At 67.9% G+C, this 13,471-nt stretch carries 10 protein-coding genes; 4 read left to right on the top strand and 6 right to left on the bottom strand.

What is annotated here, in order from left to right:
• Positions 1-32 precede the first annotated feature (32 nt).
• Both JI745_RS25640 and JI745_RS26855 read right to left on the bottom strand, forming a co-directional pair.
• On the bottom strand, positions 33-3,242 hold the full coding sequence (locus JI745_RS25640; RefSeq protein ID WP_201813350.1) for an exodeoxyribonuclease V subunit beta: 3,210 nt from the start codon (positions 3,240-3,242) through the stop codon (positions 33-35).
• Positions 3,239-5,704 (bottom strand): PD-(D/E)XK nuclease family protein, encoded by a 2,466-nt coding sequence (locus JI745_RS26855; protein WP_201813349.1) that lies wholly within the window; start codon positions 5,702-5,704, stop codon positions 3,239-3,241. The genes JI745_RS25640 and JI745_RS26855 overlap by 4 nt, the downstream gene beginning before the upstream one ends.
• 182 nt (positions 5,705-5,886) lie before the next feature.
• Between JI745_RS26855 and trxA the strand changes: the two genes are divergently transcribed.
• From trxA to JI745_RS25615, 4 genes are all read left to right on the top strand, one after another.
• A complete protein-coding gene (gene trxA / locus JI745_RS25630) occupies positions 5,887-6,216 on the top strand; it encodes a thioredoxin TrxA (protein WP_201813348.1) in 330 nt (109 codons plus the stop codon).
• Positions 6,217-6,446: 230 nt separating this feature from the next.
• Positions 6,447-7,709: a transcription termination factor Rho gene (gene rho / locus JI745_RS25625; protein ID WP_201813347.1), complete on the top strand. Its 1,263-nt coding sequence runs from the start codon at positions 6,447-6,449 to the stop codon at positions 7,707-7,709.
• A gap of 89 nt (positions 7,710-7,798) precedes the next feature.
• The gene (locus tag JI745_RS25620) at positions 7,799-8,053 is read left to right on the top strand and encodes a type B 50S ribosomal protein L31 (protein WP_085751606.1); all 255 of its coding nucleotides are present in this window, start codon (positions 7,799-7,801) and stop codon (positions 8,051-8,053) included.
• A gap of 128 nt (positions 8,054-8,181) precedes the next feature.
• Positions 8,182-9,858 (top strand): hypothetical protein, encoded by a 1,677-nt coding sequence (locus JI745_RS25615; protein WP_201813346.1) that lies wholly within the window; start codon positions 8,182-8,184, stop codon positions 9,856-9,858.
• Here JI745_RS25615 and phoR read toward each other — a convergent pair.
• The 4 genes from phoR to pstB are packed head-to-tail and all read right to left on the bottom strand — an operon-like array spanning position 9,855 to position 13,471.
• A complete protein-coding gene (phoR, locus tag JI745_RS25610) occupies positions 9,855-11,222 on the bottom strand; it encodes a phosphate regulon sensor histidine kinase PhoR (RefSeq protein ID WP_201813345.1) in 1,368 nt (455 codons plus the stop codon). The two genes, JI745_RS25615 and phoR, sit on opposite strands and share 4 nt — an antisense overlap.
• Before the next feature lie 15 nt (positions 11,223-11,237).
• The gene (gene phoB / locus JI745_RS25605; protein ID WP_201813344.1) at positions 11,238-11,939 is read right to left on the bottom strand and encodes a phosphate regulon transcriptional regulator PhoB; all 702 of its coding nucleotides are present in this window, start codon (positions 11,937-11,939) and stop codon (positions 11,238-11,240) included.
• Between the two features lie 13 nt (positions 11,940-11,952).
• Entirely contained in the window at positions 11,953-12,660 is a 708-nt protein-coding gene (phoU, locus tag JI745_RS25600; protein WP_201813343.1) for a phosphate signaling complex protein PhoU, read from the bottom strand.
• 25 nt (positions 12,661-12,685) lie between these two features.
• Positions 12,686-13,471 (bottom strand): phosphate ABC transporter ATP-binding protein PstB, encoded by a 786-nt coding sequence (gene pstB, locus JI745_RS25595; protein ID WP_201813342.1) that lies wholly within the window; start codon positions 13,469-13,471, stop codon positions 12,686-12,688.

Raw genomic sequence — 13,471 nt, 5'->3', positions numbered from 1 at the left:
GCCGCCGGTCTGGCGACGCGGCGGCACCGGTTTCATGTGACTTCGATCACGTCACCACGGCCGTTGACGAGCGCACAGCGCACCGGCTCGCCGGCCGCCAGGGCGGCCACCGCGCGGCGGTAGCGCAGCATCTGTTCACGGTACTCCGCCTGCTCGCCCGGCTGGAGCGAGAGCTTGTAGTCGAGCACCCACCAGGTCGGGCCGGCGCCGTCGTCGAGCTTGACGAGGCGGTCCAGGCGCAGCACCTCGCCGCCCTCGGCCATGGGCACTTCGTTGCCGGCCCAGAGCAGGCCCGGGCCGGCCAGGAAACGCCGGCACTGCGGGTTCTGCCAGATGGCACTGGCCATGCGCGCCACTTCACCGGGTGGCGCACCGAACTCGGCCGCCGCGGCTTCGGCCAGTTCCGCCAGATCGGGCGTCTCCCGCTGCGCACTCGCCCATTCGAGCACCCGGTGAACGGCTTGGCCGAGCCGCGTGGCGGGGGTGTCGGGCGAGCGCAGCACGGGGGGCGTGGCACGGGCCAGCGGCCGCCCGGCGGGCAGCACCTGCAGGACGATCGGTGAAGCGACACCCGCCGCCGCTTGCGCAGGCGCAGCGGGTTGCCACGCTTGTGCCAGGCCCTCCACCCGCTCCCACCAGGAGGCGCCGGCGTGGTGGGGCTCGGTGCGGCTGAACACGAGGCGCTCTCGGGCCCGCGTCATCGCCACGTAAAGACCGTTGAGCTCCTCACGCTGGCGTGCCTTCATCTCGTCGGCCATCAGCTCGCGCAGGGAGGGCGGGCACTGCGCCTCGGAATACAGGAAGGCGCAGCGCCGAGGTCGGTCGGCCTCGACCGGCCAGTCGATCAAGAGCGTGGCGGTGTCTGGCTTGGCGGCTTCGGGTTGCGAATCCATCACGAACACCACCTTGGCTTCCAACCCCTTGGCGCCGTGCACGGTCAAGAGCTGCACGGCGTCGGGCTGCACCGGGGCCGCGGCCTTGAGCAGGCGGCGCTTCAGCGCGCGCACGAAGTTGTAGGGCGTGGCGTAGCGCGCGCCATCGAGCGTGAGCGCCTGGGCAAGCAGCGCGTCGATCGCGTTCAGCGCGGCCAGGCGCTGCTCGGGCGGCACGACGGCCGCCACGCGCTCGCGCACCTCGCCTTCGAACACGATGCGGTCGAGCAGGTCGTGCGGCGGCAGTTGCGCGGCAGCCTCGTGCCACGACGCGAGCAGGCGCGCGGCGCGGGCGAGCGACGGGCTCTGCATCTGCTGCAGGGCGGCCCACCAGTCGCCGGCGTGGTCGCGCGCAGCGAGCGAGAGCTGCACCAGCTCGTCGTCGCTCACGCCGAACACCGGGCTGCGCAACGCATGCGCGAGCGAGAGGCGGTGCTCGGGCGAGGCCAGCACGTCGAGCACGGCCACGAGGTCGCGCACCTCGGCGGCGTCCATCAGCGCGTGGTCTTCGGCGGCCGCGTATGGCAGGTGCAAGGCCTGCAGCTCGCGCGCCACCAGGCGCAGCGAGGCGCGCTTGCGGCACAGCACGAAAACCTCGCCCGGGCGCGTGCTGCCATCGGCCAGCAGCTCGTGGATGGCATGCGCGACATGCCGGGCTTCCTGCTCGCGCAGCTGCGTTTCGGGCTCGTGGCGCGGCACGGCGAGGCTGTCTCGCCAGAGCGAGGGTTGCGCCGGCGCGCCCTTCACCGGCTTCACCCGCAGCACCGGCGGCAAAGCGTAGACCCCCGCTGCGGGCAAGGCCTGCAGTTCGGTCGTGTGCGGGCGGAAGCCGTCGTACAGCGCTTCCCGTTCGGCCTGCTCGAACACCTGGTTCACCGCGTCGAGCACCTGTGGGGCGTTGCGCCGGGTGTGGTCACAGGCGAGCCAGTGGCCGTGCAGGCCGACGGTCACGAACTCGCGCGCGGCGCCGAACACCTTCGGTTCGGCACGCCGGAAGCGATAGATGCTCTGCTTGGGGTCGCCCACGATGAAGACACCCGGCGGCCGCTGTCCGCTCGCGCCGCCACCGGCACCGGCATAGGCGGAGAGCCAGCTGTGCAGCGCGTGCCACTGCAGCGGGCTGGTGTCCTGGAATTCGTCGATCAGCACGTGGCGGATGCGCATGTCCAGCCGCTCCTGCACCCAGCCCGAGAGACTGGCGTCGCGCAGCAGGGCGAGCGCGCAACGCTCGAGGTCGGCCATGTCGGCCAGGCCCCGCGTGCGCTTGTAGCCGGCCAGCTCGCGCAGCAGCACGCGCGAGAGGCGGACGAGCTGGAGGTGTTCCTGATGGGCCTCGTACTGCTGCACTTGCGCGAGCAGGGCTTCGAGCTCTGCCGAGAGCGTGGCCATCAGCGGCAGGTCACCCAGCTTCCGCGGCGTGCCTTTTTCGGTGAAGAGCGCTTTGCGCAGGCCCTGGAACATCGCCTGGCTTTCGGGCAGCGACATCGCGTCGATCACCCCGTTGGCGGCGGCCTGGGCCTTGGCGCCACCCTGCCCCAGGCCGCGCGCGAGCTCGCGCAGGTTGTCGCGCCAGGCCGCGCTCTTCAGGGCTTCGCAGGGATGCCCATCGCAATCAGGCGGCGGCATGCTGGCATCGAGCACGCCGGCGGCATCGGCCAGTTCCAGCTCGACACGTTTGTCGAGCGCCGCTTCGAGCCACTTGCGCAGCTGATCGCGGCCACGCCGCTGCACGAGCGCGGCATGGTCGGCGCGCAAGGCCGCGTCGGCCGCCACCACGCCGTGGAAGCGACGGAACACGGCGGCGCGGTGGTCGTCGAGCTCTTCCATCAACGTCATGCCGGGCGCGAGGCCGAGCTCGGCCAGCAGGTCCCGCGGTGCGGCCCGCAGGAGCTGCGAGAACCACGCGTGGAAGGTGCGGATCTCGACGCTGCGGCCATTCGCGAGCAGGGTTTCGTGCAGGCGGCCGAGAGCGGGGGCGAGCTGCTGCGCCTGTGCCGCGTCGAGGCCACGCAAACGCAGCTGCTGCGCGCGGGCGTCGTCGTCCATCGCATGCGCCGAGAAATCGCGCAGCCACTCGTGCAGGCGCTCGCGCATCTCTCCCGCGGCCTTGCGGGTGAAGGTGATGGCGAGGATCTCCTGCGGCTGCGCGCCCTCGAGCAGCGCGCGGAGGATGCGTGAGACGAGCATCCAGGTCTTGCCGGCGCCGGCGCAGGCTTCGACCACGACGCTGCGCTGCGGGTCGCAGGCGATGGCGTAGAAGGCCTCGCGCTCGATCAGCTGGCCGTCAGCGCGGTAGGCGGGTGTGTTCATTCGCCGCTCCAGTGGTCGCGCCGGCACAGGCCGCGGGCCTCGCAGAAATCGCAGGTGGGTGGCTCGCCCAGGGCAGGCATGCCTGCGCCGGCGCGGATGCGCGCGACGTCGACGCCGACACCTGCCACGAGCGCGTTGGCGCTGTCTTGCACGTCGGGGTGCGGGAAGGATTCGATCTTGCGGCCGAGCGCCAGGTAGCTCGCCTCGATGGGGTGCGCGGTCTCGGGTTGCACGAGCGCGGCGTAGAACGCGAGCTGCGTGTCTTCCAGCGGCTGGCGCAGCTTGTCCTTCAGGCCGGCGGCGCTGCCGGTCTTGTAGTCGATGAGCTCGAGGGCCGGGCCCGGCAGCCGGTCCATTCGGTCGATGCGGCCGTAGAGGCGGATCCCGTGCCATCCGGGTGGCGCGACCTCGCGCTCCTGCTCGCCCTGCCAGAAGCTGGCACCTTGCGCATCGCGCTCGTGGAGCCAGGCGATGTAGCGCGGCACGAGGTCGATGAAGCCGGCTTCGAAGGGCAGGAAATCGGCATCGTCGAGGCCCTGAAGTTGTTTCTCCTCCAGGGCGATGGCAAGCAGGCGAGCGGCTTCGAGCTCGACAGACGCGGGCTCGCCGCGCTCGGTGTGGAACCTGAGCAGCACGGCATGCAGCCAGTTGCCATAGTCACGCTGCTCGACCTCGTCATCCAACTCCTCCGCCTCGCGCGCGCGCAAAAGATACAGCGCGTAGAAGCGGTAAGGGCAGGCTCTCAGCGCCTCGCAGGCACTGGCCGACAGACGATCGGGCAGCAGCACGGCCGCGGCGGGGGCCGGCATCGTCACGGGCGTGGGGTCGAGCTGCACCGCCACCCGCGGGTCGACCCAGGGTTGCAGTGAACGGCCCATCGCGGCGAGCCTGAGCCCGAGTTGCTCCAGCAAGGGGCTCGGTGCGAGCGGCTCGGGTCCGTCGGCATGGCGATGGAAAAATGTCACCGGGGCACGGCTCACGGCATGGGCAAACACGAGCGCTTCCGCCTCGCGGCGCTGCTTCGCCGTGGGCACGCCGAGCGCCATGGCCTGGGCTTCGTTGAGCAAGGGGTGCGGGCCGGCGTCGACACCGAGGTGGTGGTCGTCGGCACCGGGAAACACCAACGCGGCGAAGGGCCGCAACATCAGCCGCGCCAGCGGCGTGACGATCACGCTGGCATCGGGTGCAGCGTCGGGGATGAAGGAGGCGTCTTCGAGCGCGGCGTCGACCCAGGTGCTGAAGTCGGCGAGGCTCATCGAAGTCTGTGCGGCCTGCGCCGACCAGCCGGCAGCGTCTTCGATGTGGAGCGTCTGCAGCACCTGCAGGCCGGCGTCGTCCGACAGCATGGGGTCGAGCACGCCGCTGTCGCACAAGGCGGCGCGAAGGATGCGCAGCCACTCGGACAGCGGCTGGCGTGTGGCGGGGAAGCTCTGCAGCACGGCCGTTGCACCGGCGAGCAGCGGGATCGCGGCACCGCGCAAACGCTCGGCATGGATGGCGCTGAGTTGCGTCCACCCTTCGCGGCGGCACGCCGACTCGATGTGCGCCACGGCAGCTTGCGGCCACGCGGTGGTCTTCAGCCAGTCGAGAAGGAGATCGGCCGAGGCCTTCGGCGCGGCAGCACGGAGCAAGGCCATCACTTGCGCTGCGGCGCGGGTGGTGGAGAGCTTCCAGCCGGTCTCGTCCTGCAAGCCCACGCCGTGCCGCTCGAGCAAGGCACGCACGCGGCGCATCAGCAGCCGGTCCTGCGCCACCAGCGCCACCGGCACCTCGCCGCGGCTCACGTGGTCCAGCACCTGGGCCGCGGCACACACGGCTTCGTGCTCGAAGCCTTCACAACGGGCCATCGCCAGTGTGGGCGCCACCGCGTCGAGCACCCGCGCATCAGCATCCAGCACGAGGCACGGCACATCTGCCGGCATGGCGGTCATCACGCTGTGCACGAGTGGATCCTCGCCACCAGCCTGCACGACCGCCCACGCACCCGGGCGACTGGCAAACAACACATCCGTCACCGGCGCCGGCGCAGATGCCGCCCACTCCAGGGCCACCCTCGCAAGCCCTCGTTCGATGGTCCCCACGCCCGCCACGGGCGCCATCAGCTCGCGACCGCGCCGCCAATGATCGGCACGCGCCGAAGGCGCGACCGCGGCGGCCGCCTTGAGCATGGCGTGAGCGGTCGTCACGACCGCGGACACGGCGTCGTCAAACACAAGCGGATCGCGCGACACCCACGACTGGCCGCGCAACAGGCGCGCTGCGTGCAAGCGGTCGGTCGCCGCGTCGAAACTGATGTGCCCTTCGCCGCCCCGTGGCGCCGGGCCCATCGATGTGGCCAAGGTCCGGGTGGTCTCCACCCGAGGCTGCCAACCACCGCGCAACGCAAAGGCCTTGCGCGCCGGCGCCAGCTGCTGGGCGAACGGCACGAGCACCACAAGCGAGCGCAATTCGAGCCCCCGCACGGCCGCCCAATCACTCAGCCGCGCTGCGATATCGGCCCATCCAGCGCCGGTTTCAAGAGGCTGCCGGGCTATCGCTGCCATAAAAACATCGAGACCGCACCAGGGGGAGGCAATAGGGGCTTTGTGTCAGAATCATTCCGCCTGGCCGCTCGCGACGAGCGGCCCCAGCCGAGGACAGGACAATGAGCAGTGAACTGATCAAACACACCACCGATGCATCGTTCGAGAGCGACGTGCTCCAGTCGAGCAAGCCGGTGCTGGTGGACTACTGGGCTGAATGGTGCGGCCCCTGCAAGATGATCGCGCCGATTCTCGACGAAGTCTCCAAGGATTACGACGGTCGCCTGCAAATCGCGAAGATGAACGTCGATGAGAACCGCGACGTGCCTGCGAAGTTTGGCATCCGCGGCATCCCCACGCTGATGCTGTTCAAGGGCGGCCAACTGGCTGCAACCAAGGTGGGTGCCTTGTCGAAAGCCCAGTTGACGGCGTTCCTCGACGGTCATCTATAATTCCGCCATCGCGTTGGCGCGGTCCGCTGGCTTCTGAGCCAGCACCGCGTCACCGCCAGAAGACTCCCGCCACCACGCCCGCTACGGCGCGTCGGTTCGGCCCCAAACTCCAAGTTCTCGCAGCGTTCCAGTAGCGCGCATTTCAGCGTTTCCACCGCGGCAGCACCGTGGTGTGCCAGGCGCAACGCCAGCCTGCAGCCAATCGGCGTTCTCACCCAGGGTCATCGCCCATGCACCTTTCCGAACTGAAAGCCCTCCACGTGTCCGCGCTCATCAAGATGGGCGAGGAGCTGGAGATCGAGAACGTCTCGCGCATGCGCAAGCAGGAGCTGATGTTCGCGATCATGAAGAAGCGCGCCAAGGCCGGCGAGCAGGTGTTCGGCGACGGCGTGCTCGAAGTGCTGCCCGACGGCTTCGGCTTCCTGCGCGCACCTGACACGAGCTACATGGCGTCTACCGACGACATCTACCTCTCGCCCAGCCAGATCCGCCGCTTCAACCTGCACACCGGCGACATGATCGAAGGCGAAGTGCGCGTGCCCAAGGACGGCGAGCGCTACTTCGCGCTGGTCAAGGTCGATCGCGTGAACGGCGTGACGCCCGAGGAGAGCAAGCACAAGATCATGTTCGAGAACCTGACGCCGCTCTTCCCGAAAGAGGCGTTCAAGCTCGAGCGTGAGATCAAGGGCGACGAGAACATCACGAGCCGCATCATCGACCTCATCGCCCCGCTCGGCAAAGGCCAGCGCGCGCTGCTGGTGGCGCCGCCCAAGAGCGGCAAGACGGTGATGATGCAGCACCTGGCGCATGCGATCGTCGCCAACCACCCCGACGTCTACCTCATCGTGCTGCTGGTCGACGAGCGCCCCGAAGAAGTGACCGAAATGCAGCGCACCGTGCGCGGCGAAGTCATCAGCTCCACCTTCGACGAGCCCGCTGCCCGCCACGTGCAGGTGGCCGAGATGGTGATCGAGCGCGCCAAGCGCTTGGTCGAGATGAAGAAGGACGTGGTCATTCTTCTGGACTCGATCACCCGCCTCGCCCGCGCCTACAACAACGTGCTCCCCTCGTCGGGCAAGGTGCTGACCGGTGGTGTCGACGCCAACGCCCTGCAGCGTCCGAAGCGCTTCTTCGGCGCGGCCCGCAACATCGAAGAAGGCGGCTCGCTGACCATCATCGGCACCGCGCTGGTCGACACCGGCAGCCGCATGGACGAAGTCATCTACGAAGAGTTCAAGGGCACCGGCAACTGCGAAATCCACCTGGACCGCCGCATGGCCGAGAAGCGGGTCTACCCGTCGATCCTTCTGAACAAGAGCGGCACACGGCGCGAGGAACTGCTGCTGAAGCCCGAGATCCTGCAGAAGACCTGGATCCTGCGAAAGCTGCTCTACCCGATGGACGAGATCGAGGCGATGGAATTCATCCTCGACAAGATGAAATCCACGAAGAACAACCTCGATTTCTTCGACATGATGCGCCGCGGCGGCTAAGCCGCTGGCATAATCGCGGGTTTTCCGCCATCCGGAAAGTGCGCCGAGCGGTTCGGCGTGGCTCCCGACCTTTACGCGAAGAGGTTCCCATGAAAGAAGGCATTCACCCGAACTACCGCGACGTCTGCTTCGTCGACCTGTCCAACGGTTTCAAGTTCGTGACGCGCTCGTGCGCCCAGACCAAAGAAACCATCAAGCTCGACGACGGCCGTGAAGTGCCGCTGTTCAAGCTGGAAACGACCAGCGAGTCCCACCCCTTCTACACAGGCACGCAAAAGAGCGTCGACTCCCTCGGCGGCCGCGTCGAGAAGTTCCGCAACAAGTTTGCGCACCTCAAGAAGTAAATCGGGCGCCGCTGGCACCCGCACGGAAAGGCAGCTTCGGCTGCCTTTTTTGTTGCCTGCGCCGGGCATGCACCCAAGTTGCTGCATCATCGCCGTCTGCCTCTGACGCCCAACATCAGCACCTCAGCTTGAACACCCCCAAGCCCGCCCTCGTCACCGAACGCGCCGCCAGCCGCCTGCCCCGGGTGGCGCTGATCCTGCTGTGTGCAGCCTATCTGCTGCCAGGCGTCTTTGGCCGGGACCCTTGGAAGAGCGCCGACATCTCCGCGTTCGGCTACATGGTCAACATCGCCCAGGGGCACACCAGTTGGCTCACGCCCACGGTCGGTGGCCTGCCAGCCGACGCCGCCCTGCTGCCTTACTGGCTGGGCGCGGTTTTCATCAAGCTGTCAGGCGGGCTCGTGGCGCCGGAGCTTGCTGCCCGTGTGCCCTTTGCGATCCTGCTCGGGCTCACCTTTCTGTGGACGTGGTACAGCACCTATCACCTCGCCCGCACGGACGCCGCCCAGCCGGTGCCGTTTGCCTTCGGCGGTGAGGCAAGCCCGGTGGACTATGCCCGCGCCATCGCCGACGGCGCGCTGCTCGCGCTGATCGCCAGCCTCGGCCTCCTGCAGTTGGGACACGAAACCACGCCGGAACTCGCCCAGCTCGCAAGCGTCGCCTTGTTTCTCTACGCGCTTGCCGCCTGTCCGTTCAGGCCGTGGCAAAGCCGTGTCGCAGCGCTCGTCGCCCTTCCGGTTCTCGCTGGCAGCGGTGCGCCGAGCATTGCGATGCTCCTGGCCGGCGCAGGCGCCGTGGCCTGCTGGTACTCGAGCTACGAGCCCGCCCGCCGCTTCACGACCTGGATCGTCTTGTCCGCGGCGCTGGCCGCCGTGGTGGCGCTATCGCTGCAGGCCTGGGCTTGGCGTGCGAACGGCTACGCGCACCCCAGCCAGCTCTTCAACGTGGCCCGATTGCTGGCGTGGTTCACATGGCCCGCCTGGCCGCTGGCCTTGTGGACGCTGTGGCGCTGGCGTTCCCACCTGCTGCACCGGCACATCGCCGTGCCCCTGGGCAGCGCCCTGGTGAGCCTGGTGGCGTGCGTGGCGATGGGCGGGTCGGATCGCGCCCTGATGCTCGCATTGCCCGCGTTGGCAGTCCTGGCCGCTTTTGCGCTGCCCACCTTGCACCGCGGCACCTCGTCCGCCATCGACTGGTTCTCCGTCTTCTTCTTCACCGCCTGGGTGATCGCGATCTGGGTGATCTACGCCTCGGTCTACACCGGCTTCCCGGCCAAACCGGCGGCCAACGTGATGAAGCTTGCTCCGGGCTTCGTGCCGAAGTTTTCGGCCTTCGCGCTGGCCGTCGCCGTGCTCGGCACCCTCGCCTGGTTGTGGCTGGTGCAATGGCGCACGGGTCGCAACCGCCACCCCCTGTGGAAGAGCATGGTGTTGCCGGCCAGCGGCGTGGCGGTGTGCTGGATGCTGGTGATGTCGCTCGGGCTGCCGCTCTTCGACTACGCCCGGAGCTACCGACCGCTCATCGTGCGCATCACCCAGCACGTGCCGCGCGATGCCTGCATCGCCGCGCCTGGCATGTCGCGCGCGCAGATTGCGGCGCTCGAGTACTTCGGCGACTACCGGGTCGAGGGCAACGCGATGGGCGATGCGACCCGCTGCGAGTTCCTGCTGCTGACCGAGACGGTCAACCGGCGTGCGCCGGCACCGGCAGGCTGGCTGCTGGTCGCTCGCGAACGCCGGCCGGTGGACAAGGATGAAGTCGTCGCGGTCTACCGCCGCAGCGGCGACGGCACCACCGCTCGTTAACGTGGCACCTTCTCAGCCACGGCCGAAGACTTCGTGTCCACGGACGCCGGCGAGTCCGGCACCCGCACGCGCGCTGCCGGAAAAACGAGGCTGAAACTCGAGCCCTTGCCGAGCTCGCTCTGCACATCGAGCTCGCCGCCATGCCGCTGCACCACGTGCTTGACGATGGACAGGCCCAAGCCCGTGCCGCCCGTTTCGCGAGACCGGCTACCGTCCACCCGGTAGAAGCGCTCCGTCAAGCGCGGGATGTGCTCGCGCGACACACCGATGCCGGTGTCGCTCACCGTGATCTCGCCCGAGCCGTCGTCGCGGCGCCTCCAGATCACCGCGATGCGCCCCCCTTCCGGCGTGTATCGCACCGCGTTGGTGACCAGGTTGCCAACCGCGCTCATCAACTCGCTCTCCAGGCCGGCGATCTGCGCATCGGTGTCTTCTGACACCGTGAACTGATGGCGCCCCATCGACAGCGACGCGCCATCGGCATGCGCCTGCCCGATCAGCTTGGCCACAGGCACCCAACGGTCGATCGGGGGGCGTGGCCCGCCTTCCAGCTGGGCCAGCGTCAGCAGGTCGCTCACCAGCGTCTGCATGCGCTGGGTCTGCTGTGACATCAGCGTGAGCACGCGGCGGCGCTCGACCTCGGTCAACGGCAGGTTGTTCATCGTCTCGATGAACCCTGCGAGCACGGTCAGCGGCGTGCGGATTTCATGCGACACGTTGGCCACGAAGTCGCGGCGCATCGCCTCGGAGCGCTCGCGCTCGGTGACGTCTTGCGAGAGCACGAGTTTCAGGCCGTCGCCATAGCTGCGAACCAGCACCGACAGCGTCCCCCGGCCGCGCGGATCGGGGATCAGCAGGGTCTCGCCATACACGCCGGCCTGCAGATGCGCGACGAAGACCGGCGCCCGCACGAGGTTGGTCATGCGTTGGCGCTTGTCGCGCTCCGGGTCGAGGCCGAAGTGGTTGGCGGCCATGGCGTTGCACCAGGTGATCTGGTCGGCCTCGTCGAGCAGCAGCACGCCATTGGGTGACGCCTCCATCGCCGAGATGAACTGCGCCAGCCGCATCTGCTCGGTCTGCATGCTCTTCTCGCGCAGGCGGATCGAGCGCTCGACGCGGTAACCGATCTCGCCCCAGAAGCCGGTGTCACGCGGCGCTTGCCCCTCCTGGCTGCCGCTGAGCCAGCGCGTGAGCCGGTAGCCGCGCAAGGTGTCGGCCAGCACCACGAGGCACGCACCGACGGCACCGCCGATCACCGCTCCCACCACCGGCACATGGGCCGCGTGGCCCGCGAGATAGCCGACAAAGCCACCCAGGGCCACGGCAACCACCGCGACCACGAGCCTCGTCAGCAGCCAGTCCACGCGATACCCGATGCGTCAGGCAGACAGTGTCTGCACCTGTTGCGTCAGCCGGTAGCCGGCACCGCGCACGGTCTCGATCATGTGCGCGCATTGCACCGGCGTGAGGGCTTCGCGCAGGCGCTTCACGTGCACGTCGACCGTGCGCTCTTCGATGAACACATGGTCGCCCCACACACGGTCGAGCAGCTGCGAGCGGCTGTGCACGCGCTCCGGGTGCGTCATGAAGAAATGCAGCAGGCGAAATTCGGTCGGGCCGAGGCGCACTTCCTGCCCCTCGCGCGACACGCGGCGCGTGGCCGGGTCGAGCTTCAGCAGGCCGATCTCCACCGCCGAATCGAGCGCCTCCGGCGCCTTGCGGCGCAGCACGGCGCGGATGCGCGCCATCAGCTCGTGCGTCGAGAACGGCTTGGTGAGGTAGTCGTCAGCCCCGGCATCGAGGCCCGAGATCTTGTCCGCTTCTTCGGCGCGCGCCGTGAGCATGATGATCGGCAGGTCACGCGTGCGCGGCTGCGAGCGCCAGCGCTTGGCCAGTTGCAGGCCCGACTGGCCGGGCAGCATCCAGTCGAGCACCACCAGGTCGGGCAGCACCCGGTCGACCTGCTGCTGGGCGTCATCTGCCGTCGCAGCGATCACGACTTCATAGCCTGCGTGGCGCAGGTTGATCGACATCAGTTCGGCGATTGCCGATTCGTCTTCAACCACCAGGACCTGGCTCATGCTTGTACTCCGATCACTTGACCATCGACTCCACGGTTTCGACCGAGTTGTGCCGCACGTCGGTGCCTTTCACGATGTAGATGATGACCTCGGCGAGGTTCTTCGCGTGATCCCCCACCCGCTCGATGGCCTTGGCCACGAAGACGAGGTCAATGCTGGCCGAAATGGTGCGCGGGTCCTCCATCATGTAGGTGATGAGCTTGCGCATCAGGCCATCGAACTCCTGGTCGATCTGGTCGTCCTGCTTCAGCACTTCGACCGCCTTGGCGGTGTCGAGCCTGGCAAACGCGTCGAGCGCCTTGCGGAGTTGGGCGATGGCGAGTTCTGCCTCGTAGGCAAGGTCGTTCACCGGCAGGCGCAGTCGGCTCGACACCCCGGTGTTGATGAGCCGCTGCACCGTGCGTGCCACCCGTGCCGCTTCGTCACCCACGCGCTCGAGGTTGGCGATCGTCTTCGAGATCGCGATCAGGAGGCGCAGGTCGCGCGCCGTCGGCTGGCGGCGGGCGATGATGGTCGACAGATCGCGGTCGATCTCCACTTCCATCGTGTTCACGCGCTCTTCGCTGCGCAGCACGTCGGTGGCGACATCGCCGCTGAAGTTGGTCAGCGCATAGACCGCCTGCGCCACCTGGGACTCGACCAGCCCGCCCATTTCGAGCACGCGGTTCGAGATGCCACTGAGTTCGCTGTCGAACTGGGTCGAGAGGTGTTTTTCGCTCATCGCTGCGTCCTCGCCTTGTGGATCATCAGCCGAAACGGCCGGTGATGTAGTCCTCGGTGTCTTTCTTCTTCGGCTTCATGAAGAGCTCGGAGGTCGGCCCGAACTCGATCAGGTCGCCGAGGTACATGTACGCCGTGTAGTCGGAGCAGCGAGCCGCCTGCTGCATGTTGTGGGTCACGATGACGACGGTGTAGTCGCTCTTCAGTTCGTGGATCAGCTCTTCGATCTTGCCGGTGGAGATGGGGTCGAGCGCCGAGCACGGCTCGTCGAGCAGCAGCACTTCGGGCTTGATCGCGATGCCGCGGGCGATGCACAGGCGTTGCTGCTGGCCACCCGAGAGGCCGGAGCCGCTCTGGTCGAGCTTGTCGCGCACCTCGTTCCACAGCGCCGCCTTCTTCAGCGCCCATTCCACGCGCTCGTCCATTTCGACGCGCGGCAGGTTCTCGAACAGGCGCACGCCGAAGGCGATGTTGTCGTAGATTGACATCGGGAACGGCGTGGGCTTCTGGAACACCATGCCGATCTTGGCGCGGATCAGCGACACGTCGTGCTTGGAGGTGAGGATGTTCTCGCCATCGATCGAGATCTCGCCCTCGGCGCGCTGCTCGGGGTAGAGCTCGTACATGCGGTTGAAGGTGCGCAGCAGCGTCGACTTGCCGCAACCCGACGGGCCGATGAAGGCAGTCACCTTCTTCTCGGGGATGTCGAGGTTGATGTGCTTGAGCGCGTGGAACGAGCCGTAGTAGAAGTTGAGGTCGCGCACGGCAAGCTTCGGCTTTTCGGTCACGAGGCCTTCGACTTTGATGTCCAT

The organism is Piscinibacter sp. HJYY11 (assembly GCF_016735515.1).
Lineage (GTDB): Bacteria > Pseudomonadota > Gammaproteobacteria > Burkholderiales > Burkholderiaceae_C > Rhizobacter.
Note: the sequence above shows the minus strand (reverse complement) of the source record. Positions and strands in the feature narration are given on the sequence as shown.

Coding starts and splice junctions, on each gene's coding strand:
- pstB (WP_201813342.1), bottom strand. CDS start 13,471: ATGGACATCAAAGTCGAAGGCCTCGTGACCGAAAAGCCGAAGCTTGCC.
- JI745_RS25620 (WP_085751606.1), top strand. CDS start 7,799: ATGAAAGAAGGCATTCACCCGAACTACCGCGACGTCTGCTTCGTCGAC.
- rho (WP_201813347.1), top strand. CDS start 6,447: ATGCACCTTTCCGAACTGAAAGCCCTCCACGTGTCCGCGCTCATCAAG.
- phoB (WP_201813344.1), bottom strand. CDS start 11,939: ATGAGCCAGGTCCTGGTGGTTGAAGACGAATCGGCAATCGCCGAACTG.
- JI745_RS25640 (WP_201813350.1), bottom strand. CDS start 3,242: ATGAACACACCCGCCTACCGCGCTGACGGCCAGCTGATCGAGCGCGAG.
- trxA (WP_201813348.1), top strand. CDS start 5,887: ATGAGCAGTGAACTGATCAAACACACCACCGATGCATCGTTCGAGAGC.
- phoU (WP_201813343.1), bottom strand. CDS start 12,660: ATGAGCGAAAAACACCTCTCGACCCAGTTCGACAGCGAACTCAGTGGC.